Here is a 24,305-nt window from a genome sequence, read left to right as displayed (position 1 = left end):
GGGGCCGCGGCGGCCTCAACTCGGGGGTGGCGCGGAGGCCCAACTGTCGCCGTCGTAGAAGTAGGTGGGGTCGCCCCGCAGTCCGGTCGTGCGGAAGGGCCTGCCGTGGTCGTCGATACGGAGGGTGCCCTGTTGGTCGCCGCGGCTCCAGACGACTTCCAGGTACCAGGTGACGTCGTGGTCCGTGGTGCGGGCGTCGACGTCGAGGACCTGCACGTCGTGGGGAGAGACCTGGAAGGGAAAGTCGGGGACGGCGGTTTTCCCATGGACTCCGATACCCGGCACGGCCCGCGCGCGGGGCACGGCCGCATCGAGGTCGACGGCGAAGGAGGCGGGCTCGAGTCCGCCGCCGCAACCGGATTCCGGGGTGTAGCCGTTCCCTTGCGGGGCCTGGGCGCTGCTGACGACCCGCACGTACAGGGCGTGCAGCACGACCGGTTGGCCCGGCAGTCCCTGTGCGGTCACCTGCAACCGCAGATCCCCGGCGGGTATCCCGTTCAGCGCGGCGGCCCAGGCGTTCGTCTCCGCCAGGGACGGCGGCGGCGGGATCCTCTCCGGCGGCCTCGCGATCAGGAACCACTGGCCGCACTGGGTGTCCCAGTTGTCCGACAGCACGGTCACCTGGATCGGCGCCTCCCCGCTGGCGCCGATCGGGGCCGAGGTGGTCGGCCCGGAAGTGCTGCGGGTCCGGGCGGCCGGATCGGAGGCGGTACTCGGCGCAGACGGTGCCGACACGGTCCGGCCGGACGTCGGGACCGGCGCGGACGACCCCGGCCGTGTGGTGGCGCCGGCACTGGCAGGGGTGGGGGCGCTGTCGCCGGCCGCACCGCCCGCGCTGCCGGTTGTCGGACGCTGGAGAGAGGCGGTGGCGTGCGGGTGGTCCGCCCCGCGGGCCGTGTGCAGCGCCAGCGGAAGCACTGCGGCGAGCACGGCCGCGGTTCCCAAGGCGATCCGGGTCCGGCGCGGCCGACGCCCGGATCGCTTGCCGCCGGCTTGGGGCCGCAGGGGCGGTGAGAGCGGCGCGGGAGGCGGGGACGGCGCGGGCGGCGGGGACGGCGCGGGCGGCGGGGGCGCCTGGGGGTTCGCCGCCGCCCGGACGTCCGCGGGCGCGATCGTCTCACCGGGAACCTCGCGGCGCGGGTCGCTCCCGTAGGTGGCCGCGCTGTACGGGACCTCTCCTGGGGCGGCTGAGCCCTCATCAGGGTCCGGGTCCGGGTTCGGCGACGTTGCCGCCGGGACACGGGATTCCGGCGCGCGGTTCGGGTCCCGGCGACGGGCCGCGTCCGCCAGCAGCCAGCGTCGATGCAGGGCCACCAACTCCTCCCGGCTCGCGCCGCATTGCCGGGCGAACCGCTCCACGGGGGCGTAGTCGCCGGGAACCGCTGCGCCGTTGCAGTAGCGGTGCAACGTGGAGGTGCTGACGTGCAGCCGGGCGGCGAGCATGCCGTAGCTGTGTCCCGATCGCTCCTTGAGTTCGCGCAGCGCGCTGGCGAAGTCCTCGATGTACGCGGTCATCCCGCCCCCGTCCCGGGCCGACGTTCCAGGAACTGCCATCGTCCCAGCTCAAGGTGGGTGGAATCGTTCCAGTGTCCCCAACTGTGGCAAGACTGTGGCATCCGGGACGAAACACGGCGCACGGTGGCGGCATCCCATCGTCCGGCCCAGTGAAGGCTGACCACCATGTCCGTGAAGTCCGTCCTGTCGTCCACCGCCGTCCTGGTCGTCGGTGCCGTCGCCCTGACCGGGTGCCGGTCCGGATCCGCCGCCAGCGCCGATGGATCGGCGCCGCCGCAGCGACCCCCTGCCTCCTCCGCGCCCGCGCTCCCGTCCTCCTCCAAGCCGAGCGCCGTCACGCCGAGTGCCGTCAAGCCGACCTCCGCACGGCCCACTTCACCGCCGGCCACCGAAAACGGTTCGAGCAGCGGCGGGAGTTCGGGCGGCCGCACCGCCGGCAAGGGCAAGCCGGCCGGTAAGAGCTCACCGAGCAGTCGCCCGGTCCGCCGCCCGAGCAGCGAAGCCACGAGCGACAGCTACGCCTGGAAACACCCGTGCACGCCCGGGCAGTTGTCGGTACGCGTGGTCCGCCGGGCCTCGGCGCCTACCGAGCGGGTGATCGAGGTGCGCAATCTCGGCCCCGACTCCTGCGGTCTGAGCTACTACCCGCTGACGAGCCTCACCGCGCACGCCGGCGGCGGTCAGGCCGTCGAGCCGCTGGTGCCGAGCGGTCTCGGAGGCGCACCCGCCTACCCGGTCTACGCCGGACAGACCGCCTACGCCGTCATCGACCTCGACCCCAGCGGGGCGACCAGCGGGACCGTGCCGGGCATCGACCAGCTGAACGTCCTCGCCGACGGCGACCACATGCCGAAAGCGGACACGCTCGGCTTCCCCCTCGGCACCGGCGCGGGCGCCCGCGTACACGGACCGAAGCTGGGCCTGTACCGGAGCACCGTCGCGGACGCGATCGTCTCGATGCGGAGCGCGGACATCCTGCCCTGACCCGGCAGGCGGCCCTCACCTCTCCGAGTCCGCGCCGACGCTTCCGGCGGGCCGGCACAGCGGAGTGGCACAGCGGGCTGGCACGGCCGGGTCGCACGGGGGGTGGCGCCGGGAACGCGGTCCGGCGGTGCGCACCGCGTTGCGCGGTCCGGCGGCGCGGACCCGCCCGGCGCGACCGCCCGGGGCGCTCTCGCGCACCCGGCCGGCCCGCTCCGACCCGTCGCTACGCCCCAGGCGGTGCGCACTCGATCCCGGAGACCGTCGTGACGGCCGAAGGCACCAGGTCGGGTGCGGCCGCGGCGGCCGGGCCCGCGGCGGTCGGGGCCGCCCCGTCGAGCCCGGGGCTGGTGATGACCCGCAGCAGTCCGTCGATGCCGCGCAGCAGCGTCTCACCGGCCACGAGGGGGTCGCCGAGGTAGCCGGCGCTCATCGCGCCGTCGCGGAGCATGACGAAGTGCCGCCCGGCGTTTTCGGCCTCCGCGGGCGCGATCTCGGCGAACAGGCCGGTGATCGTCTGCAGGAACCACGCACGGTGCTCCACGACGGCCCGGTGGACCGGGTGGTCGGGGGCGGGGAATTCCGCTGCCGCGTTGAGGAAGGCGCATCCGCGGTAGCCGGGCGAGCGGATCTGCTCGACCAGGGACGCGCCGATGCCGCGCAGGACGCCGTCGGTCGGCGTGTCGGCGGCCATCAGGGAGCCGATCTGGGTGCGGATCGCCTGGTCCACGCTGCCGATGTAGGCGACGGCCAGGTCTTCCTTGCTGCGGAAGTGGCGATAGAAGGTGGCGTTGGTGACCTTGGCCTCGGCGACCAGGCGGTCGACACCCACGGTGTGGATGCCCTCCGCGTAGAAGAGCTGCCCGGCGGTCCGCAGGAGCCGTTCCCGGGCTGCGGAGACCCTCTTGCCGGTGGCGGTGCCGGCTTCCGTCTGCGTCATGCCTCCAGCATAGCGGGTAGAACGGTCTCTCTTGTTTTATCGGCGCCGATATGCCAGGCTACGAAGCAGAGAGATCGTTCTCTCTGTGTAGAGACGAGGTTTCCCGCGATCCGTCGCCACCGCGGTCGCGACCGGGAAGCCCGCCTGCCCGGTCCCGGGCGGCAGAACCGGTCCCGGACCCCATCCCCGCACTCACTGGAGAATCCCCATGGCCTCCGCCGCCGTCACTCCGCATACGGGCACCGGCTCCGTCCTGCCCCGGCTGTACCTCATCCGCTTCGTCTTCGCCGCCGCCTGGGCGGTGCTGCTGCTGGTGTCCGGCTCCGACCTCACCGCCGGGACCAAGGCCCTGCTGTTCCTCTACCCCGCCTTCGACGTGGCCGCGGCCGTCATCGACGCCGGGTCGACCCGGGCCGGCCGGCCGGTCAAGGGCCTGTACGCCAACATGGCGATCAGCGCGCTCGCCGCCGTCGGCGTCGCCGTGGCCAGCACGTCCGGCACCGCCGACGTGCTGCGGGTCTGGGGCGCCTGGGCCGTCGTCTCCGGCCTGGTCCAGCTCCTGGTCGCCGTCGCCCGCCGGCCCATGGGTGGCCAATGGGCCATGATCGCCAGTGGCGGCATCTCCGTCCTGGCCGGCGCTTCCTTCATCCAGAGCGCCTCGAAGTCCGACCCTTCGCTGAAGGCCCTGGCCGGCTACGCCGTGCTCGGCGGGATCTTCTTCCTCGTTTCGGCGATCCGACTCCACCGCTCGACCCGTAAGGACTGAGCCATGTCGACCAGCAATCGCGGCGACCGGGCACAGCGCCCGACTCGGGCGGTGCCCGACGAGATCCGGCTCGGCGGCACATCGGTGCGGCGGATGGGGTTCGGCGCCATGAGGCTGGCCGGGCCGGGAATCTGGGGACCGCCGGCCGACCGGGACCACTCGATCCGACTGGCCCGGCGGGCGGTGGAGCTCGGCGTCGATCACTTCGACACGGCTGACTCCTACGGCTTCGGCGTCGTCGAGGACATGCTGCGCGAGGCGCTGCACCCGTACTCCGACCGCCTGCTCCTCGCCACCAAGGTGGGCCAGGTGCAACCGCGGCCCGGCGTATGGGAGCCGGTCGGCCGGCCGGCCTTTCTGCGCCACCAGTGCGAGATGAGCCTGCGCCGGCTGGACGTGGACCGGATCGACCTTCTCTATCTGCACCGCGTCGACCCGGATGTGCCGTTCGCCGAGCAGATCGGCACGATGAAGGAACTGCGGGACGAGGGCAAGATCGCGCACATCGGCCTCTCCGAGGTCACGGTGTCCCAGATCGAGGCCGCGCGGGCGGTCGTGGATGTCGCCGCCGTGCAGAACATCTACAACCTGAGCACGCGCACCTGGGACGACGTCCTGGCCTATTGCACCCGCGAGCGCATCCCCTTCGTCGCCTGGTTTCCCTTCATGCGCGGCGCGCTCACCGAGCCCGGCGGCGTCGCCGACCTCATCGCCGCCGAGACCGGATCCACCCCGGCCCAGGTCGCGCTGGCCTGGCTGCTCGCCCGTTCGGACATGCTCTGTCCGATCCCCGGCACGTCCTCGCTCGCGCACCTGGAAGAGAATGTCGCGGCGGCCTCACTGCGCCTGTCCGACGAGCAGATGGCCAGGCTCACCGCGTCCTCCTGACCACCGAGGCGTGCGCCGGTCGTCGGAACCGCGGTTGCGGCGCCGACGACGGCGGAACCGGCGCCGACGAGTCCGTGACGACGGTCGCCGCGAACACGTAACTGACGCCCGGGCCCCGGCCGGCACCGGTCGGTGCCGGCCGGGGCCCGCATCGGTCACATGCGCGAGCCGCGACCGGCGCTGCGCGGCGCGGAGTTCGATGCCGCGTGGCTGGAACGGCTGTCGGCCCAGGGCCAGTTGGACTGGGTGAACTTCTCGAAGGTGTGGCTGAAGTACCAGTCGGTCTGCGCCACACCGGAGCACGCACCGGCGCCGACCGTGCCGGGGCAGGTTCCGTTGTCCCGCTGGAGCGCCCAGAAGGACAGGGTGTTGATCTTCTTCGCGGCGGCCCAGTGCTCCACCGTGGCGGCGTCCGCCGTGGTGAACGTCTCCGCCGGGCCGAAGTCGTCGATGCCGGGCATCTCGGTGACGCCGATCCTGCTCCACAGCCGGGACGACGGCTCCAAGGGGTAGAGCGCGGCCAGTTGGTCGTGCAGGCCGGCGGCGGCCGTCTCGGTGTCGGTCGCCATTTCGTGCGTCGCGCCGTCGTAGTAGTCGAACGTCATGATGTTGACGACGTCCACCCGGGCGTGGTTGGCGACGGCGTTCTGGAGCAGGGCCACGCCGGTGGCGCCGAGGCCGGTCGTCGTCGACGGGAGCGTGTACGAGAACTGCACACTGCGGTGCGTGCGGTGCGCCCAGTTCTCGACCAGGGCCACCGCCTTGTTGCGGCGGTCGATCCCCGCCGTGGCGGACAGGGAGTCGGCCTCGACGTCGAGGTCGATCCTCGTCACGCCGTAGGTCGTGACCAGGCTTTCGTAGACCGCCGCGATCGACTTGACGTCGGTGCAGCTGTCGGCGATGTCGGTTCCGGTGGTGTCCGCCGCGTAACCGCCGAAGGACGGGATGGCGTTGCCGCCGCGCGCCTGAAGGGCGGCGATGTCCTTGCCGTAGACCGACTTGGACACCGGCTGCGTGGCGTCCCCGTTCCAGGTCGCGGTGCAGGAGCCGGCCGCGGGTGTCTGGAGGAAGGCCAGCGTCAGGTACTTGTTGTGGGACTGGGACGCGAGCGCGGCCGGGCTCCCACCGGAGTACGTCTCGTAGTACGGCGCGACCACGTGGGCCGGCATGGGCGCCCGGAAGGCCGGGGCGGCCTGTGCGGCGCCGCCTCCCGCCACCACCAGTCCGGCGGACACGGCGGCGGCCGCCGAAGCGGCCAGCAACGCGCGAACAGGTCCAGATCGTCTCATCAACGCTCCCACCAGAGGAAATTGAGCAGCAGAACACCAGCAGAAACCAGCGGAACACCAGCGGAACAGCATCGGACCCGGCATCCGGCGGACATCCGGGCCGGCTTCGTCGGGCCTCAAGGCCGTCCCCGGCCAGGGGAATTGACCTGGCACGTATGACTGCGCCCATATTTGGTCTAGGCCAATGATCTGTCAAGAGCGAAGCCCGGGCCCGCGCGATCCCGCCGTGGGAACGGGACGTCCCGGGCGCTGTCAGTGGGGCGTGCGAGGCTCAGCCCATGGGATTCTTCGACGATCTTGTGCTGCCCGAGGAACCGGCGGCCGAGTCGGCCGTGCTGGCCAGGTTGCGACCGCCGCGGGAGGACGACGGGCGGTACGCGCCGCCCGTCGACCACTTCGCGCCCGTACGGGTGCAACAGCTCGAAGTGGTCGGCGCAGGTCCGGAGACCCGGATATTGCTGACGGGATGGTCCGTGTGGCCGCGGTCGGTCACGGTGCATCTGACGATCTTCCGGAAAACCCGTCGCCAGGACGCCGGGGCGAGCCGGCAGTCCGGGCTCCGGGTGGGTCTGCTCCTCTCGGACGGCCGCCGGGTGACCACGGTGGACGGCACGTTCGTACGGAGAATCAACTACACCGGGCCGCAGGGAGAGCCGATCGAGGCGCAGACGGACCAAGCGGTCGGACTCATCCCGTTGGACCCGGGCTCGATGTACTCCCGCAGGTCCCGGTTCACCACGGACGTGGACCTGTATCTGGCCGAACTCCCGCCTCCAGGGGAGGCACAGCTGGTGGTCGAGTGGCCGGACGAGGAGGTGGCCGAGGCCCGCGCCGCGATCGACGTGGCGGCGCTGCGTGCCGCGTCACGTCGGGTGCTCGAGGTCTGGCCGGGACTGGAGCCGCCGGATCCGCAGGCGCGGCAGGGCGTGGTCACGAGCATGCAGCTGAGCGGAGCGGCGAGGTTCCTGGCGCCGCCGCTGACTCGGGAGCAGCGCGAGACGCTTCGTCGCGAGGAGGAGGCACAGCAGCGCTACGTGCCGCGGGCCGACTGGCAGCAGATGGGCTACCGGGACTGGGCGGACACAGCACTGATCCGGGCCCGGCTGGAAGGAGGCGCGCCGGCCGGCACCCTCGGTGGATCGCCCGGCGCCACCCCGCTGCACCGGGTGGCGGAGCACGGCGCGGCAGAAGCGGTGACAGCGCTCCTCGCGTACGGCGTGGATGTCGACGCGCGCGACAACGACGGGCACACGCCCCTGTGGTACGCCGCTGGCAGCATGGACGAGGCCACCGTCCGCACGCTGATCGATGCCGGGGCGGATGTGTGGCGGCCGCAGTCCGGACCTTGGTCGCCGGGTCGGCTGCTGTTGACCACCTCGCTGGCGGCGCTTGTGCAAGACCTGCCGGGGGCGACGGAGTTGCTCCCGGAGGAGGTCGCCGAGCAGCAGGCCGCGGACACGCTCATCGCGGCGTTCGGCGACGAACCCTTGTGGACCGAGGGGCTCGGTGTCTGCTTCGTGCGGGGCCTGAGCGAGGACGAGTTGATCCGGCGGATCGGCGCCGATCCCGCGCGCTGCCCGACGGCGGACCTCGACGACGCGCCCTTCGACGAGGAGGACTACGAGGAATCCCTGCGCTTCGTGGGAGTGCGGAGTGTGGCGGGCGCTCCCGGCGGCTGCGTCATCACCCAGGACGGTCACGCGCCGATCGGCGGTGCCTTGCTGGAGGCGATATCGGCGGGGACCACCGCCTGCGGCGTGTACTTCAGCCCCAAGGGCGGAACGTTCAGGACCGTGGCCCGCGACGGGGAAGTCGTCACGTCCGACGAGATCGGCTCCGCACCTCTCGCGTCTGACCCGGCCGCATACTGGACCTTCCGCTTCTGGCAGCGCCGGCGCACCTTCCCGTACGGCGCCGACATCCTTGCCTACTGCTGCGCCACAGCCGGTCTGGGCATCGGCGACGGCCGGGACGCGGTCGCTCGCGGTGGCCCGCGCCGCTGGGTGCCGCTGCCCGCGCGACTTCAGAACTGAGCCGGCTTTGTCACGGGCCCGACCCTCCGGCCCCGCCCGTCCGGGCCCGGCCTCGTAGCCGGTCGTGGAACCCGCCGGCTCACGCCGCCCCGATCGCTGACGCACCGTCGGTTCCGGCGGAGGCGTTGGGGTAGGGTCTGGTCACTTATTCGGGGCCGCAGTTGCCCGTGCCGCTGCTCAGGAAGACCCTGGCGCCCGGGGCCGGGCCCGGGCCCGTGAAGGAGGAGTGCCGGCAGCAACGCACCATCACCCGATCTCGGCACACGGCAAGGAGCATCCATGCATACGCAGCACGGCAGGGCAAGGGGAGCGGACCGGGGCGAGGATTCGACGAGGGCTCCGGCAGGGGGGATGCGTCGTCGCTCGGAGGATCTCGTCGCCCCCGCCGTAGCCGCGCTGTCGGCGCGGCCCACCGCTGGTTCGCTGCTCACCTTGCAGCGCGCCGCCGGTAACGCCGCGGTGGGTGCCGCATTGACGGGGTTGACGGGCCGGGCCGCCCCAAGTGCCGCCGCGCCGCTGCCGATTCAGCGCGCCTACAGCTCGGACTCCGAGGAGGAGGATCGCCAGCGCCGGCGGCGCCGCAGAAGCCGCTCGGTCACCCCGCGCGACTACGAACACGTCGACACCAGCTTCGCCACGCGCGATTCGATGGCCGGAGTTCCGGCTCGCCGGCAGCCGGGCCAGAACACGGTGATGGGTCAGTCGGCGAGCGAAGCGATGCGGGCGGCCGGCCGGCATCCCGGGGGTACCACGAGCTGGCTGCACGGCTCCGCCGCCTGGTCCCACGGCGACCCGGTGCACGGCACACCGCAACGCCGCAGCAATCTGTTCGCCGGCACCCAGGCGACCAACATGGAGCACCTCCGCCACGAGTCCGCCCTGTCGTCCCCCGCCCCCGGCGTCAGCGGCGGCATCGACGTCCTCGGCGTGCCGATCACCCAGATCGGCCTGCGCCAGCGTCTCGGCGGCAACAACGTGTTCGGACAGGCGGAGTATTCGGTCCATTCGCCCTACGACCCGAGCGAGAGTTACCGCAGGCCGCTCAATCCCCTCGACCCCCGGCCGGTCGGTGTGCGGGAGCAAGCCGGAGACCTCGAGCCACGCGAACGGATTCACCGCCGGGCCGAGGCCGAGCACATGCACATGACGATGGGAGCACTCCCGCCCGAGGCCGTCCCGCGCGAGTACCAGGAGTGGCGGCAGCGGCGGGCCGCCGGCCCGTCGGCGGCGTCGGCGGCGTCGACGAGCGGTCCCCGGGTCGTGACCGCGGGCGCGCCCAGTTGGGCGAGCCCCTCCCCCGCCCCGGCCCCCGCGCTCAGCAGGTCGTCGAGCACGTCCGGACACCGGAGCACCAGTAAGCATCGCAGCACCAGCAAACACCGGAGCGCCAGCAAGGACCGGACCACCGCGAGCCCGGTGGTCAGTCCGCCCCGGCGGGATCGCGACCGGCCGCCGATCAGCAACCCGCGGCTCTGGCAGGCCGCGACCAGTGCGCAGAGCAGCCCGGCTCCTTCGATGTACCCCTCGCCGTACGCGGGCCCGTCGATGCACACGACGCCCGGGGTGCGCCCGGCGCCCCGCCCCGTCAGCTCGTACAACCCGCCTCCGCTGTCGTACGCGCCGCCGCCGTCCTCGTACGCCCCGCCGCCCTCCGTGGCCTCCTCGGCCTCGGGCCGGGCCAATGTGGTCACCGTCGAGCCCAGGCCGCGGCTCAGCAGGGCGGACTCCTACCGCAGTGACCGTCTGGCGGCACCGGCCAGGCCGGCCCTCGGCAGGTCGGACAGCCGCCTCGACCGCTCCCAGTCGCCCCGGGACCGCGTCGACGACGAGGAGCGCGGCAGGGCCCGCCGACGGGACCGGGACCGCGACGACGACCGGCCCACCTACTACCGGTACTGAGAACCGGCACTGAGGACCGGCACTGAGGACCGGCACTGAGGACCGGCACTGACGGACGGTACTGAGACCCGGACCACGGCCGGACAGGCGGAAGGGGCGGCTCCTCGCGGAGCCGCCCCTTCGTCGCCTCGCGGTCACGCTCATGTGCGGCTCGCCCTGGGGCGGGTTTTCCCGGGCCGGGCCGGGCGGGGAGGAGTCGGGAGGGGGGTGGCCAGTGCCTCGATGGCGCCCGACTCCGCCTCCCTTTCCTTGTCGTCCCCCTTGTCGGAGAGCTTCAGGCCGTTTCCCATGTCGGTGCCCGGCACCGCTCCCCGCGCCTGCTGACCGACGTGGATCAGTTCGTGCAGCAGGGTCTTCTTCCTGGAGACGTCTCCGACGATCTTCTTGCCCGAGGTGAACGCGATCGCGCCGAGGGCCCGGGCCACCGCCAGGTCCCTCGGCCGGTCGAGGATCTCGACCGACCGGTAGCTGCCCTCGGGAACCTTCAACCGCCCCTCCGCCTCGCGCTGGACCGGCTCCGGCAGCGAGCGGCCGCGGGCGCCGAGAACGCCGAGGACGGCGTCGCGCTGGATCTGCGCGACGGACCCCCGCCCGCTCGCCCGGTGCGCGCAGCCCGCGCTGTGCTGATGCGCTTCCCGTTGCAGCGCTCGGGTCGCCGCCGCGTTGCCGACGCTGCGCTGGAGGGCGTACATCGCGGCCTGCGGGGTAAGGGCCCGGTCGAACGGGGCCGGGCTCGGGACGGCCGGCGCGATGCGGGACGCGGTACGGCGCGGCCTGGCCGCGTCAGGTGCCTTGCCCGGGTCTTGCGCGCGCATGCGGCGGACCTTTCCGAAGAGCGTGCGGGTTCCCCACCATACGTACGCGACCGGCGGTGCGGCGGGAAGGGGCACAAGGGCACTGGTCGCTGCTCCTTCAGGCAGCCCGATGCGCCTGTTGGGCCACCGACTGTGTCCCCCGGCCTGCTGACCGGCTCGGTGCCCCGCCGGTAGTTTCGCAAGGTGAGCCTATGGACTTCCCTCGAGCCGGCATCGACCACCGTGGACCCGGGCAGTACGGCCGGCGTACGACTGCGGCTGCGCAACACGGGAGATGTGGTCGACGAATACCGTTTCGTGCCCGTCGGCGATGTCGCGCCGTACGTCACCGTCGAGCCGCCGACGATCCGGCTCTACCCGGGCACCACCGGAACCGTCCAGCTCACCTTCGCGCCGCCGCGCACCCCCGACGCCACCGCGGGACCCAATCGGTACGCCGTCCAGATCATTCCGACGGAGCACCCCGAGGCCACGACGGTCCCCGAGGGCAACCTCACCATCACTCCCTTCACCGAGATGCGCGCCGAACTCGTGCCGCACACCGTCAAGGGACGCTTCCGGGGACGGCCCAAGCTGGCCATCGACAACTTCGGCAACACCACCCTCACCGCCTCCGTCACCGGCAACGACAACGGCGACCAGCTCTCCTACGAGGTCCACCCCGCCAACGTCCAGATCGAGCCCGGCCGCGCCGCCTTCGTGAAGGCCACCCTGCGGCCCCGGCAGCTCATCTGGTTCGGCCACAAGCAGCAACGGCCCTACCGCCTGGCCGTGCGCCGCTCCGGCAGCACGCCCCTTGATGTCGACGGCACCTATGTGCAGCGCGGATTCCTCCCCCGCTGGCTCGCCACCCTCCTCACCCTGCTCATCAGCCTGGCCCTTGTCTTCGTCGCGCTCTGGTTCACCAAATCCGCCAAGGTCACCAGCCTGGCCACCGCGCAGATCCAGCAGCCGGTCGTCGCCACCCTCCCCTCGCCTCCCGCGCCGCCCTCGGCGACGCCCAGCCCGACGCCGACAACTCCGCCCGTGACGCAGTCTCCGACACCTGCCGGGGCGCAGGGGGGCGGAGGCGGTGGGGCGCCGGCGAAGCCCAAGCCCAAGCGCAAGATCCCGGACACCGCGGCGACCGCCGTCACCGCGCTGGACAAGGCCATTCCCGGCCGCCACGTCTGCTATCGGGCCTATGTGGCCGACATCGGCTGGCAGCACTCGGTGTGCGACGGTGCGACGTCCGGCACCGAGAACCAGTCGCGCCCCATCGAGGCCATCGACGTCGCGGTGTCCGGCAGCGCCAGCACCTCGGCCAACGTGTTTATCGGCGGCAACGTCGGGTGGCCGGCCGCCTGGAAGACCGCGCCCGAGAAGACCGACATGACGATCGGAAACCCCGGTTCCGGGCAGCAGGTCGAGCAGCTCGTGATGAGCCTCAGCGACGGCGTGCTCTGCGGCAACGGCTATGTCGAGACGTCCGAGTGGCAGCAGAAGCAGTGCGACACCCCTGGTGGCGCCCGCCATTGGGTCAGCCTCGGGACCACGGGCCAGTCACTGCGGCTGGAAGCCTTTGAACTGACCATGGACCGGTAGGAGGTTGATCCGGGCCCCCAGGCCCCGGCCCCCGGGCCGCCTGCCCCCGGCCGCCGGGGGCCCGGTTTCCCGTTGCCCCCGGGGGGAACCCCTTTCACCAGCCGCCGTCGTCCAGCACCAGGCGCCCGGCCTTCCGGTACTCGCGCTGGGCGCCCGCCAGAAGGTCCGCGCCGGTGACCGGGTCGCCGCGGCCGGCGGCGGCGTAGGCCGCGGTGACGACGGCGCTGCGGATGGAGCCTCCGGCCAGTTCGAAGTCCCGGGCGCACGGCTCCGGGTCGATGCCGGGCACGCAGGGCACCGAGGCCAGGCTGTGCCGCCACAGCGCCAGGCGCTGAACGGAGTCGGGGAACGGGAAGTCGACCACCAGGTCCAGCCGCCGGGTGAACGCGTCGTCGATGTTGGCCCGCAGGTTGGTGGTCAGCAGCGCGATGCCGTCGAAGGACTCCAGTCGCTGCAGCAGGTAGGCGCTCTCCAGGTTGGCGTAGCGGTCGTGGGAGTCCTTGACCTCCGATCGCTTGCCGAAGACGGCGTCGGCCTCGTCGAAGAGCAGGACGGCGTCGGTGCGGTCTGCCTCGGTGAAGATCCGCTCCAGGTTCTTCTCGGTCTCGCCGACGTACTTGTCGACGATCGAGGAGAGCTGCACGACGTAGAGGTCGAGGCCGAGTTCGGCGGCGACCACCTCGGCGGACAGTGTCTTGCCGGTGCCGGACTCGCCGGCGAACAGTGCCAGGACACCCCGGCCCCGGCCGCCGCCGGCGCTCAACCGCCAGTCACCGAGCACCTGGTCGCGGTGCCGGGCCCGCAGGGCCAGTTCATGCAGGTGGGCCAGCGGCTTGTCGGGCAGGACGAGGTCGTCCCAGGTCACGGCGGGACTGATACGGCGGGCGTGTTGCTCCAGGCCCGACGCGGACTGCTGCCGGGCGGCGAGCCGCAGATGGGCGCCGGAGAGCGGGCTGCCGTCGAACGCGGCCAACTCCCGGGCGGCCCGGGCGGCGCGCCGGATCCGCTCGCCGCCGAGCCGGTAGGGCGCCACCACCGGCGCCAGGTCGAAGCCGGGCTCCAGGGCGGTCCCGATGGCGGCCGACCAGGTGTCGAGGTCGCCGGAGCGCTGCCGGGGCGCGTCCAGGACCAGGGGCTCGCGATGGCGGTCGCACCAATCCGGGTCGTACGGACCGGAGCCGACCATCAGCACGGGCACGTCGGGCACCGAGAGCGCGCGCACCAGCGGTCCGGGGCGCTCCGGCAGCGGAGCCACCACGATGGCGCAGCCGAGCAGCCGTGCCTCGCGGAGCAGTTCGGCCATCAGGTCGTGGTCCCCTTCGCCGCTGCCGGGGTCGCCGGCGGCCGGCGGCCCGCCAGAGGTGGCAGGGACGGCGGGGCCGGCGGAGGCGGCGGGGGTGAAGTGCAGTGCTTCCAGGCCGGCCGCGTCCAGGGCGGCGGCGGCGCAGACGAGTCCGTCGTCCTCGCGGAGTTGGCGCAGATAGACCGTGAGGGGACCGGCCGCGAGGCGTTTGGCCAGGCGCTGCGTCAGCGCGTCGAACTGCGGTCGGGCTTCCGGCGCCCGCAGCGGCCGGGCGTAGCCGTCGAGCGCGGAGTCCTGGGTGTCGTCGCCCAGCAGATGGGCGACGACCCGGTCGGGGACGCGCAACGAGCGGCTGAGGAAAGGACGTTCGGACTCCTCCACCCGGAGCAGGCCCAGCGCGGACAGCGGCGCCGACGGGTGGAAGCGGGCTCGTGCCTCGGTGGAGTGCGGGGGCAGGCCGCTGAGTTCGAGGGCGAGGCCGACGGTCGCCCGGCGGCGGCTGACGTCGTCGTTGAGGTAGCCGTACAGCGGCTCGAAGGAGCGGTCGAGGTCGGGGGCGAGCGCGAGCAGCAGCAGGTGTACGTCCAGCGCGGTGAGGCCGAGCCGGACGGCGAGCCGGTACAGCCGGTCGTCGTCGGCCGCCGGGTACTCGCCCTCCGGCTCGGCGCCGTCTCCCTCGCGCGCCGCCTCGTCGCTCTCCGGCCCGGCATCCTCGCCGTCCGGCAGCGCGTCATCGTCCTCCGGCCCGGCATCCTCGCCGTCCGGCGCCGCGTCGTCGCCCTCCGGCCCCGGCTGGTCGGCCTGGTCGTCGGCCCCCGCGGCGTCGTCCACCGGTCGCAACAGGCGCCATACGGCGTCCTCGGACAGGTACAGGCCGCGCAGGGGGTCGTCGGCGGTCGGATCGTCGGCGCTGCGCTGCTCGACCAATCGCGCTACCCAGTAGCGCAGTTGGTCGAGCCGGTCGAGCAACGGCTCGGCGTACGGGCTCATTCGGCGACCGCCCGACCCGCCTCGGCCACCGCGCCGCCCGGCCGCCGCGGGAAATACCGCTCGGCCGAGTCCGCTCCGGTTCCGGCGGTCGCGCGCACCCGCACGCCGAGCTCTTCGACCGGGGGCCCGGCGTCGTATTCCGGGAAGGACGGGATGGGAACGGTGATCACGACGTCGACGGACGGCTTGAGTTCACCACCGAGCGCCGACCAGACCTCAGCGCTCGACCGGGCGTCCAGGTTTCCGGCGACGGTGAGGGGCACCGTGAGGCCGAGTGCGGCCAGCGATCCCGTCAGCTCTTCCGGCCGCAGCAACTCGTGCGGCACCAGGGTGGCGAGTACCGCGGCGAGCATCCGGTGCTCGTCCTGCGGCCGCTTCGTCCAGGCGGTGACGAGGTACGACAGCCGGAACCAGCGCGGTGGCAGCCGCCGGCGCAGCACCATTCCCCGCTCGTCCCGGACCTCCGTCGAACCGCTCTCGCGCCGCTTGCTGTCCTCGCGGATGTCGTACAAGTAGGCGTCGATGGTCGGGGCGTTGCGCCGGGCCGCCCAGTCGCGGGTCGGCGCCTCGAAGGCGATCTCGACGCCGGTCCCGGCCAGCGCGCCACCGGACAGCAGCTTTTTGAGGACCTCGTCCGCCTCGTGGATCACCGTCGTACCCTTCGCTGTCGCCGGAAACGGATCCGTCGCTCGGCGCGGCACACCCGGCCGTCATCCTGCCGCGCCGGAGCGCCGCCCCGGCAGGCGCGCGGGGGACGACGCAGGAGCAGCCCCCGTTGCCCCGCAGGTCATCGGCGACGGTCCGAACCGTCAGATATAGCCTTCGCGGAGGGCGTACGCCACGGCATGCGCCCGGTTGCGCAGCCGCAGCCGGGTGGTGAGGCCGTGCATCACGTTCTTGACCGTACGTTCGGAGTACGAAAGTTTGTTCGCTATTTCGCCGGTGTCCAGGCCGTCGGCGACCAGCCGGAGCACATCGACCTCGCGCGGTCCGAGGCCGTGCAGCGGAGCCTCGGACGGCCCCGCGATACCGCGCTGCATGGCGCCGACCCGGACGATCAGCCGGCCCAACAGGTCGGCGGGGATGTCGCCGTCGCCGCGGGAGGCCGCGACGACGGCTTGCTGAAGCCGGTGCCCGGTGGCCTCGTGCCGCCAGACGATGGCGCCGACCCCGCATTCGATCACCTGGAGCAGATCCGCCTCCCGGATCGTGCTCGCGACCAGCACGGCGCGGGTACCGCCGGTTCGTACCAGCCGTCGCAGCGCCGACAGCGTGGGCTCGTCGAGCGCGTCGGCGGCCACCAGGACCGCCACCGTGCCCGGCCGGCCGGTCAGTTCGTCGACCAGCTCGATCGACGGCTGGTGGACCAGCTGGCTCTTCACTCCGGCGAGCGAGACCGGGTCCGGCGCATGCACCGCGACCGGGATGGCGGTTGGGGGCGCTGTGGCTCCGGGCGACGTTCGCACGACCGAACCCGTATACCCCGTGCTATGCATGTTGAGTAAGCGTACTCCTGTGATTCACGCGCTGTTCGCATCTGACTATTTGTCATATCGGCGTGTCCGAACGGATGTTGACATCCGACGGTAGTTGTTACGAACCGTTTCCGCTGGAGGGTCCGAAGAACTCGATCTCGGCGATGGCCACTTGTTTGCTGGACGAAGGACCGTAGGCCGAGCGCACGATGAAGCGGACCGCGGTGGCGTCGCCGACCCGGAAGGCGCGGGTCTGTCCGCCGCTGGCCCCGTCCAGGGTGAGGAAGCGGCTGTGGGTCTTGCCGTCCGCCGTGGTGACAACGGCCTCGATGCGGTGCGGCAGCGCCGACTTCGACAGATCGGCCGGCTCGGTCGACTCACCCGAGGTGATGACGACGTCGAGCAGCCTGGTCGGCTGGGTGAAGTCGGCCTCCACCCACTCCCCCGCACCGGACTGCGTCACCCCCGGCCCCCACCAGGTGTTGTTGAGCTTGTCGAAGGCGAGCCCCGGGCCGTGCCCGGGGTAGGAGTGGGACGCCTTGAAGGAGTCGGCGGAGACCGGGGCCCGCTTGGCGAAGTGGTCGCGCACCGCCTGCACCGCGTTGCCGACATTGAGCGCGGCGGTCACCACGAGCGCGAGCACCGCGCCGCCGGCCACCCAGGTCAGGATGCGGCCCAGGCCCCGGCGCAGGCGGGGTCTTTCACCGGCCCACGGCGCCTGCCGGTCCCGAAGGCCCGGCAGCCGGCGCCACCACGGCTGCCGGGCCGGATCCTCCGGCCGGCCCGCCATGGTCAGGGCGCAGCGCCGGCAGAAGTGGCGGTCGGGCCGGTTTCCGGTGCCGCACCACGGACAGGGCATGCCGCCGTCGTCGCCCTGCCCCCGCGGGGCCTGGACCTGCGGTCGCGCGACGATCGGCCGGCCCGGCTGCACGGGTGCCACCGAAGGTGCCACCGGCGGCCCCGGGTCGGCGACCGGTACGAGCAGGGCCCGCGCGCGTTCCGCGGCGATCGATTCGCTCGCGACGGCGGGGAGCGGTGCGACGGACGGACGAGCGGGGGCGCCGGCCGGCCACCCCGCGAGGGACGCGGTGGAGGCGGTGGAAGCGGGCGGCGCGGTGGACGCGGTCGTCGCGGTGGGCGCGGTCTCCGGGTGAACCGGGTGAGCCGAGTCGGGGGTGCCGGGCTCGTCGGCCCGCGGTCCGGCCTCCCAGGGGGAGGCGACGGCCGGGCGCGCCGCTTCCGGCACCGGCTGGTCGTTCTGCCGACGGCCCGCCGCCCGTTCGGCGCGGGCGGCGCCGATGTCGTAGGCCGACGCGGTCCCGTGCCCGGGCTCGCCGCCGTCCGCCGAATCAGCGCCGTACCCGGGCCCGGTCCCGTAGTAGGCGGGCTCGCTGCCGTACGCGGACTCGATGCCATCAGCGGGCCCGAGGCCGTACCCGGACTCGGCGCCGTATCCGGACTCGGCGCCGTGCGCGGGCCCGCCGACGACACCCTGCGGTGCGGTGTCGCCGTCGCTGTCGCGCGCCGGGGCCGGGGCCGCGGCGGTGGCCGTGCCCCGGCCGGGCCCCGGGTTCGGGGTCCAGCTGAGGACCGCGCCGCAGCTGTCGCAGAAGGACTGCCCGGGGCTCGGCGGTGTGCCGCACTGGGCACACGCCGGCGTGCCGCCCTCCGCCCGGTGCGCGTCGGCTGCCTGTCGTTTCACCTGTCAGGGGTCCTCTCGGCTGCGGTCACCTGGACCGTGTACGGCATATGGGCGGGACGGGCGGCGGCCACCAGGGTTTCCAGCCGGTGCAGGTCCCGTGCGGTGGGGTCGGGCAGGGTGAGCACGACGTGGAGCCGCGGACGCCGGTCGCCGGGGACCGGGCCGAGCGGCCGCGCGTCCCAGGCGGCGCCGCCGCTCTCGGTGATCTCCGGCTCCGTCCCGAAGGCGAGACGGATCGCCTCGGCCAGGCCGCGGCGGGTGCCGCGGATGCGGTGCAGATGCGCGGCGGCCGCGACCGCCGCGCGCAGCAGCGCCTCGTCCTCCGTGCCGTCGGTCTCGGCGCCGACCCAGTCGCTGAGCCAGCGGACGAAGTCGACAGGGGCCAACGCGGGGGTGAAGTAGGAGTCGAGGCAGTCGAGCACGTTGTGCAGGGGGGCGAGCACCTCGTCGAGCCCGGCGGTGAAGCGCTGCGCGATGTCGTCGTCGGCGAAGACAGCGGGCAGCATCAGGCCGAGCGGGGTCGGGGAGCCCAAGCCGTCGATGGAGCCCCTCACGCCGGGTCCCCGACGACGCGGACGCGGTGGTCGAAGGAGAAGACCAGGGCGGGCGCGGCGAGGTCGATCCGGTCGGTGGCGTCCCCGCGCTGGCCGGTGAGGGGATCGGCCGGGTGGAGCAGCACCTGGTCGACGAGTTCGACCCCCGGTACCCGTTGCAGGACGGCGAAGATCTCCCCGGACTGCACGGGCCGGCCGAAGGGCCAGCCGGTGCCGGCGCTTCCGCCGGCCAGCGGGTCGAGGTGCCGGTAGAGGGCGTCGTGGGCCTGCCGCCGGACCCGGTCGGCGTCGGTGCCGCGGAAGGCGTGCACGGTGGCGACGACGGTGACGCCCTGGTAGTAGGGCGGGCCGACGGCCAGCCGGGTGCCGATCAGCCGGCGGTCGTCGAGGTAGTGGGTGATCCGCTCCAACAGCGCGTCGCCAGGGACGAGTTGCTCGAAGCGCAGCCGCCCGCCGGGATCGGCCACCGCCTGCGGGACGACCAGGACCCGCACGGCGTGCGCGCCGTGCTCGTCGGGGTCGCCTTCCAGGCAGGTGATGCGCGCGGTCTCCGGGGCGGCGCGCCGGGCGAGTTCCTCGTAGTCGCGCAGTGTCACGGCGCGGTCCTGGGCGCGCAGCGTGATCGGGGCGCGGGCCTTGGCCTCGGCGACGGTCTCGGCGTCCACGCCGCCCGTGGCCGCCTCGCGGTTGACCACTTCGGAGACGTAGGGGACGGAGTTGCGCACCACTTGGATGGCGCCGCGGGCGACGTTCCCGGCCCGGCCCCCGCCGGTGCGGTACTGGCGGGCGCGGATGGCGAAGCCCTTGGGCGGCACGGCGCCGTACTGGCGCAGGCTGCCGTCGGGTTCGCGCACCGCGGTGCCGAACGCGACCTCGCCGGTGGCCGCGTCGAGAGTGAAGTGGCGCTCGTCGGGCCCGGAGGCGGCGAAGTGCGGGACGGCCTCCCAGTCGGTCCATCCGTCGTCGCCGGCCACCTGCAGGTGCAACGGGGGTACATCGCCGACGACGGGGGCGTGGGCCAATCGCAGCCGCTGGCCCGGCAGTCCGGTGGACTCGCCCAGTGCTTCGTCGCGCACCGTCTCGGCGTGGACGGCGCCGGTGGTGCCGCCGACGGTGAACACCTCGGCCGACCGGACGGTGGGCGAGGTGGCGTAGAAGGGCTGGTCGGGCAGCGGCTCGGTGACGCGGCAGCGCAGCCAGCCCGCTTCGCGCCGTCCGGTGCGGGACAGTACGTGGCCGCCGGGGACGTGCAGCACGACCTCGCCGGGACGGTTGAGCCCGCCGGTGCCGTCCCGGTCGACCTCGCACGGTGTCCAGCCGTCCTCCGTCCACGCCTCCCAGACCAGCGGCGGCTGCCGGGGGTCGACGCCGACACCGTCCACCCGGCTGTCGAGGGTGAGCGCCACCGCGCAGCGCGGAACGGCGGCGGTGAGCCCGAACAGCAGGCAGTCACCGGGCCGCGGCGACTCGGCGAAGCAGTGCAGATCCTTGCCCTCGGCGAGATCCGAGGTCCGGTCGACAACCGCCTCCCCGCTCTGCTGGACCACGAGATACGCCAACGCGCTGGGAACCACGGTGAGTTCGCGCTCGGTGGCGAAGACCACCGCCTCCTCGCTCTCGGTCCGCGAAGTGGCGACCTCGGTGCCGACCGGCAGCCGCACCGCTTCGTCCAGCGGCGCGGACAGCCAGAAGGTGACGTCGGCGCGCGCGGCGGAGGGCGGGAAGAGGGTGATCCCGATGAGGTCGAGGAAGGCGAGGTGGTTCTTCTCGGGCACGCGGTTGAGCCGGTACACGATCTGGTCGGCCATGTGCGCGACGGTCTCGACGAGGGTGACGCCGGGGTCGGACACGTTGTGGTCGGTCCACTCGGGGGCGCGCTGCTGGATGTAGCGCTTGGCGTCGTCGACGAACTGCTGAAAGCGGCGGTCGTCGAGATTGGGGGAGGGCAGTGCCATCAGCGGTCGCTTTCGGTGGCCGGTCCCGGATCCGAGGACGGCTCGTCGTGGGAGGGGATGACATAGAACGGGAAGACCAGGCTGCGCGGGTTGTTGGTCCCGCGCACCGAGTAGCGGATGTCGATGAACAGCACCCCCTGCTCGTCCCCGGCGGTCACCTCGACGTCCTCGACCTCGATGCGCGGCTCCCAGCGGTCCAGGCTGGTGCGGACCTCGTGATGGATGCGGCCCGCGGTGGCCTCGTTGATGGGAGCGAAGACCATGTCGTGGATGGCGCAGCCGAATTCGGGCCGCATCGGCCGTTCGCCCGGCGCGGTGGCCAGCACGAGCCGCATGGCCTCCTCGATCTCGCGCACCCCGCTGACCATGGCGATGCCGCCGGTGGGGCCGATGCGCATCGGGAACGCCCACCCGGTGCCGACGAATTGCTCAGGCATCAGGGGATCACCATGACTTGCGCCCCGTCGAGGGTCGCCTCTCCCAGCATCTTGATGATGCCGGCCAGTTGGATGTTGAGGCCCTTCACGGTGACGTCCATCGCCGAGGACAGGTCCAGCATGCCGGTGCCGGTCAGGCTGGCGGTCGCCGCGTTCATCCGCAGCGCGGTCGCCGCGTCGACGGTGACGGTCCTCCCCTCGATCGCCAGCGTGCCGCCGCTGCGGATCGACAGTTTCTGCAGCGCTTTCAGCGAGATGTCCGCCGCCTCGACGGACACCTTGCGGGTGCCCTTGATGGTGACGGCGCCCTGGCTGTCGATGGTGATCTCGGTCCGGGAGCGGTCCAGGTTGACGGTCAGCTTGTTGTCGCCGCTGTTGAGCCGTACCCCCTGCTTGCCCCCGGTGCGCTGGTCCAGCAGGTCCAGGCGGTTGCCGCTGCGGTCGGCGAGGGTACGCCGGACTGTCTTGCCGCTGGTCGCGTCGTACGGCTGGACGTCGACGACGCCGGGCTTGTCCTTGCCGTTGTAGAGGCCGCCGATGACGAACGGGTGGTCCAGGGCGCCGCGGTCGAACGTCACCAGCACCTCGTCGTCCACGTCCAGGCCGATCAGACCGCCGCCCTGGACCCCGCCGAACTGCACGGTACGGGTCCAGTCGCTGACGTAGCTGTCGTCCAGCCAGGGGAACCGCAGCTTGACCCGGCCCTGTTTGAGCGGGTCCTTGATATCGGTGACCAGGGCGTTGGCGACGCTCGGCAGCCGGGGCATGCCGCCGGCCCCGCCCGAGGAGAGCCCGTACAGGGAACGCCACTGGCGTCCGCTCACGGTCAGGAACGTCTCGTAGCCGCCACCGCTGAGCCCGAAGCTGTGGCGGGCGCCGGTCACCGTGTACTTGCCTTCGAAGGGGTCGCCGACACCGGTGAGGGTGACCGGGACGCCGGGCCGCAGCTTGGGATTGCCGCTGGCGGTCACCTCCAACTCGGCGAAGGCCGCGGTGATGTCGTCGGCCAGCGCGGCCGCGGCGTTCTTCACCTCACCCTGCTTGTCGTAGGGGATGTCGGTCTCGACGAGCGTGGCGGTCCCGAAGGCGGCCACGGCCCGCAGGGGCGTGGTGCCGATCGCGATACCCGGGTTGGCAGCCGCGGGCGACTCACCGACCAGGGTTTTCTTGGTCGTCACGTCCCAGCCGCGCGCCCGGACCCCGTTCACCTGGTCGGCGGAGGTGACCGCGGCCCGGCAGCGCCGGATGTTCTCGCGGCCCAGAACCTGCGGGCTGCTGTCGCTCAGCGCGCTCGACGCCGGGGCACCGGAGGCGGGGTCGCGCTTGACGAACTGGAAGGTGCCCCGGGCGCTCAGCGACATCACCATCTCGTTCTCGTCGGCGAGACGGCACAGGAAGTCCCAGTCGGTGATGTTGGCCTGGGTGATGAACTCGTAGACGGTCGTGGTCCGGTGGATACTGCCGATCGGGACCTTGTCCCGGCCCGCCAGCTGGCGGGCGATGTCGGAGGCCGTCATGTTGCGGTACGCCGTCACCCGGCGCTGCCTGAGCATCCGGTGGCCGAGGTCGTACCCGCGCACGACGGTGAAGCTGCCGGTGCCGTCGTAGTCGCTCTCCAGCCCGGTCACCTCACCGGTGAGCAGCGGGTACTGCGCGCCCTGGCTGGCGGCCACCGGGGCCAGCATCACCTTGGTGCCGATGGTGATGCCGGCCTTGCCGAGCACCAGCCGGTCGGGGTCGCGGAAGTCGAGCTGGAACGAGCCGGGCACGCCGGCCCCGAAGTCGACCCAGCCCGCCACGAGCAGCGGAGCGATGTCGTCCGTCAACTTCCGCCCGTCGAAGGTGACATAGAAGATGTTGGAGTAACTGACCCGGCCCATCAGAAACCGACCTCTTCCGCGGCGGGGAGCATCAGCTCGGTGCCCGGGCGCAGTTGCGCCGGGTCGTCGATGCCGTTGGCCTCGGCGATGGTGCGCCAGGCGGTGGCGTCCCCGTACTCGCGCCAGGCGAGGAACTGCAGCGAGTCGCCCGCCACGACCCGGTGCACCCGCTGGGCGGTCAGCGCACCCGAAGTGGGGTTCTGGCCGGCGGTCTTGCTCGGGATCTCGTTCAACTGCACCTGGCACAAGGCGCGGGTCGGCACGCCGGTGGGACTGATCTGGACCTGCTGCACGTTCACCGAGCTCACATACGCGGTGAAGCGGACACTGGAGTTGCCGCCCCAGTCGAAGACCACCCAGGGCGGCGAGGGCTGCTTCGCCGCGATGCTCGCGGTCGTCGTCTCACAGCAGGAGAAGAGCAGTTCGACGTTCTTGAGCACGTCGTGGCTGTCCGGCTTCTCGGAGCGGTCCAGCAGGATGTCCAGCGTCATATTGCGCGGCACCGGGCCCATGAACTCCGGGACCGCGCCCGAGCGCACCGCCGCACTCGGGGTCGTCTTCCACTGCGCCTCGCGGCTCAGCGTCAGTTGGGACGGGTTGTAGTCGAAGCGCAGGGTACTGATCAGGGAACCCGGTGTGGTGCTGAAGCCGATGGGTGGTTCGTGGATGGCCAGCGAGGCCCGGGTCAGGCTCTTGCCGGCACCGCCCGCGCCCGCCATCTACGCCGCCCCCGCGTCCGTGAAGCCGTGGTGGGCGATCACCAGTGTCTCGATGGCGACCGCCGGATTCTCCGGGTTGAACGACGGCCCGTTCCAGTTCACCGGGAGCACCTCGATGAGCCCCCAGCGGGCGACGATCGACTCGTCGGCGCGCTTCGCGGCGATCTGCGCGGTGGGGCGGGTGACGCCGGTCGTGATGGACGTGATCCAGATCCCGACCTTCACGGTCTCCGGGGTGACGGGACGGGTCAACGTGATGTTGGAGAAGGTGATCCGGGAGGGCAGCTGCCAGACGAACCCGTTGTTGCCCCCCTCCTGGTGCTGATAGATCTCCACCGACGCGGCGAGCCCTTCGCAGGTGTTGAAGCGGCCCAGGCCCTGACCGTCGATGGTCAGATCGAAGTAGATGGTGGACCCGGGGTCCAGTTCCTGGGGCATCGGTGCGGCCTTCCTGCGGGCGGTCGAGGTGGTGCGGCAGTTCGTCGGCGGGTCGGAGGCGGATCAGCGGTGGTTCAGCGGTGGTTCTGGAGCGGATCGGCGGTGGATCAGCGGCTGGGGTCCGGCAGCAGGGTCGGCTGGT

The 24,305-nt window shown here is 72.5% G+C and carries 20 protein-coding genes; 6 read left to right on the top strand and 14 right to left on the bottom strand.

The annotated features are described in order from the left end of the window. Positions 1-15: 15 nt before the first annotated feature. On the bottom strand, positions 16-1,554 hold the full coding sequence (locus tag GA0115240_RS20105; RefSeq protein ID WP_093738179.1) for a helix-turn-helix domain-containing protein: 1,539 nt from the start codon (positions 1,552-1,554) through the stop codon (positions 16-18). A 126-nt stretch (positions 1,555-1,680) separates the two neighbouring features. Here GA0115240_RS20105 and GA0115240_RS20100 point away from each other — a divergent pair, with 126 nt between their 5' ends. Beyond that, on the top strand, positions 1,681-2,499 hold the full coding sequence (locus GA0115240_RS20100; RefSeq protein ID WP_093738177.1) for a DUF4232 domain-containing protein: 819 nt from the start codon (positions 1,681-1,683) through the stop codon (positions 2,497-2,499). Positions 2,500-2,722: 223 nt separating this feature from the next. On the opposite strand, the gene GA0115240_RS20095 is transcribed toward GA0115240_RS20100, so the two are convergent. Beyond that, positions 2,723-3,436 carry a TetR/AcrR family transcriptional regulator gene (locus tag GA0115240_RS20095; protein ID WP_093738175.1) on the bottom strand — a complete coding sequence of 238 codons (714 nt, stop codon included), beginning with the start codon at positions 3,434-3,436 and terminating at the stop codon, positions 2,723-2,725. 208 nt (positions 3,437-3,644) lie between these two features. On the opposite strand from GA0115240_RS20095, the gene GA0115240_RS20090 reads away from it, so the two are divergent. Both GA0115240_RS20090 and GA0115240_RS20085 read left to right on the top strand, forming a co-directional pair. After that, on the top strand, positions 3,645-4,202 hold the full coding sequence (locus GA0115240_RS20090) for a hypothetical protein (protein ID WP_093738173.1): 558 nt from the start codon (positions 3,645-3,647) through the stop codon (positions 4,200-4,202). A 3-nt stretch (positions 4,203-4,205) separates the two neighbouring features. Beyond that, complete coding sequence (locus GA0115240_RS20085) at positions 4,206-5,090, top strand: aldo/keto reductase (RefSeq protein ID WP_093738171.1); 885 nt, start codon at positions 4,206-4,208, stop codon at positions 5,088-5,090. A 155-nt stretch (positions 5,091-5,245) separates the two neighbouring features. Here GA0115240_RS20085 and GA0115240_RS20080 read toward each other — a convergent pair whose 3' ends face one another. Beyond that, positions 5,246-6,379: a chitinase gene (locus GA0115240_RS20080; RefSeq protein WP_093738169.1), complete on the bottom strand. Its 1,134-nt coding sequence runs from the start codon at positions 6,377-6,379 to the stop codon at positions 5,246-5,248. Between the two features lie 278 nt (positions 6,380-6,657). Between GA0115240_RS20080 and GA0115240_RS20075 the strand changes: the two genes are divergently transcribed. After that, on the top strand, positions 6,658-8,412 hold the full coding sequence (locus GA0115240_RS20075) for an ankyrin repeat domain-containing protein (RefSeq protein ID WP_093738167.1): 1,755 nt from the start codon (positions 6,658-6,660) through the stop codon (positions 8,410-8,412). Positions 8,413-8,763: 351 nt separating this feature from the next. Further along, on the top strand, positions 8,764-10,311 hold the full coding sequence (locus tag GA0115240_RS20070) for a hypothetical protein (RefSeq protein ID WP_141708903.1): 1,548 nt from the start codon (positions 8,764-8,766) through the stop codon (positions 10,309-10,311). Between the two features lie 140 nt (positions 10,312-10,451). On the opposite strand, the gene GA0115240_RS20065 is transcribed toward GA0115240_RS20070, so the two are convergent. Beyond that, positions 10,452-11,126 carry an eCIS core domain-containing protein gene (locus tag GA0115240_RS20065; protein WP_093738163.1) on the bottom strand — a complete coding sequence of 225 codons (675 nt, stop codon included), beginning with the start codon at positions 11,124-11,126 and terminating at the stop codon, positions 10,452-10,454. 183 nt (positions 11,127-11,309) lie between these two features. Here GA0115240_RS20065 and GA0115240_RS20060 point away from each other — a divergent pair, with 183 nt between their 5' ends. After that, positions 11,310-12,710: a hydrolase gene (locus GA0115240_RS20060; protein ID WP_093738161.1), complete on the top strand. Its 1,401-nt coding sequence runs from the start codon at positions 11,310-11,312 to the stop codon at positions 12,708-12,710. Positions 12,711-12,804: 94 nt separating this feature from the next. Here GA0115240_RS20060 and GA0115240_RS20055 read toward each other — a convergent pair whose 3' ends face one another. The 10 genes from GA0115240_RS20055 to GA0115240_RS20010 form a co-directional block, all read right to left on the bottom strand. Continuing rightward, positions 12,805-15,003 (bottom strand): ATP-binding protein, encoded by a 2,199-nt coding sequence (locus GA0115240_RS20055; protein WP_093738159.1) that lies wholly within the window; start codon positions 15,001-15,003, stop codon positions 12,805-12,807. Beyond that, the gene (locus GA0115240_RS20050; protein ID WP_093738157.1) at positions 15,000-15,653 is read right to left on the bottom strand and encodes a DUF4255 domain-containing protein; all 654 of its coding nucleotides are present in this window, start codon (positions 15,651-15,653) and stop codon (positions 15,000-15,002) included. Before GA0115240_RS20050 ends, GA0115240_RS20055 begins: the two co-directional genes overlap by 4 nt. Positions 15,654-15,812: 159 nt before the next feature. Then, a complete protein-coding gene (locus GA0115240_RS20045) occupies positions 15,813-16,499 on the bottom strand; it encodes a helix-turn-helix transcriptional regulator (protein WP_093738155.1) in 687 nt (228 codons plus the stop codon). A gap of 97 nt (positions 16,500-16,596) precedes the next feature. Further along, on the bottom strand, positions 16,597-18,180 hold the full coding sequence (locus GA0115240_RS20040) for an NADase-type glycan-binding domain-containing protein (protein ID WP_093738153.1): 1,584 nt from the start codon (positions 18,178-18,180) through the stop codon (positions 16,597-16,599). Beyond that, a complete protein-coding gene (locus GA0115240_RS20035; protein ID WP_093738151.1) occupies positions 18,177-18,734 on the bottom strand; it encodes a phage tail protein in 558 nt (185 codons plus the stop codon). Before GA0115240_RS20035 ends, GA0115240_RS20040 begins: the two co-directional genes overlap by 4 nt. Next, on the bottom strand, positions 18,731-20,689 hold the full coding sequence (locus GA0115240_RS20030) for a putative baseplate assembly protein (protein ID WP_093738149.1): 1,959 nt from the start codon (positions 20,687-20,689) through the stop codon (positions 18,731-18,733). The genes GA0115240_RS20035 and GA0115240_RS20030 overlap by 4 nt, the downstream gene beginning before the upstream one ends. Then, positions 20,689-21,126, bottom strand: a complete 438-nt coding sequence (locus GA0115240_RS20025) for a GPW/gp25 family protein (protein ID WP_093738147.1) — start codon at positions 21,124-21,126, stop codon at positions 20,689-20,691. The genes GA0115240_RS20030 and GA0115240_RS20025 overlap by 1 nt, the downstream gene beginning before the upstream one ends. Then, positions 21,126-23,006: a VgrG-related protein gene (locus GA0115240_RS20020; protein WP_093738145.1), complete on the bottom strand. Its 1,881-nt coding sequence runs from the start codon at positions 23,004-23,006 to the stop codon at positions 21,126-21,128. The genes GA0115240_RS20025 and GA0115240_RS20020 overlap by 1 nt, the downstream gene beginning before the upstream one ends. Continuing rightward, positions 23,006-23,725, bottom strand: coding sequence for a CIS tube protein (locus GA0115240_RS20015; protein WP_093738143.1), 720 nt, complete (start codon positions 23,723-23,725; stop codon positions 23,006-23,008). The genes GA0115240_RS20020 and GA0115240_RS20015 overlap by 1 nt, the downstream gene beginning before the upstream one ends. Beyond that, a complete protein-coding gene (locus GA0115240_RS20010; RefSeq protein WP_093738141.1) occupies positions 23,726-24,163 on the bottom strand; it encodes a phage tail protein in 438 nt (145 codons plus the stop codon). Positions 24,164-24,305: the final 142 nt, after the last annotated feature.

The organism is Streptomyces sp. DvalAA-14 (genome assembly GCF_900091855.1).
GTDB lineage: Bacteria > Actinomycetota > Actinomycetes > Streptomycetales > Streptomycetaceae > Actinacidiphila.
The sequence above is the reverse complement of the archived record's forward strand: the minus strand, read 5'-3'. Positions and strand labels throughout refer to the sequence as shown.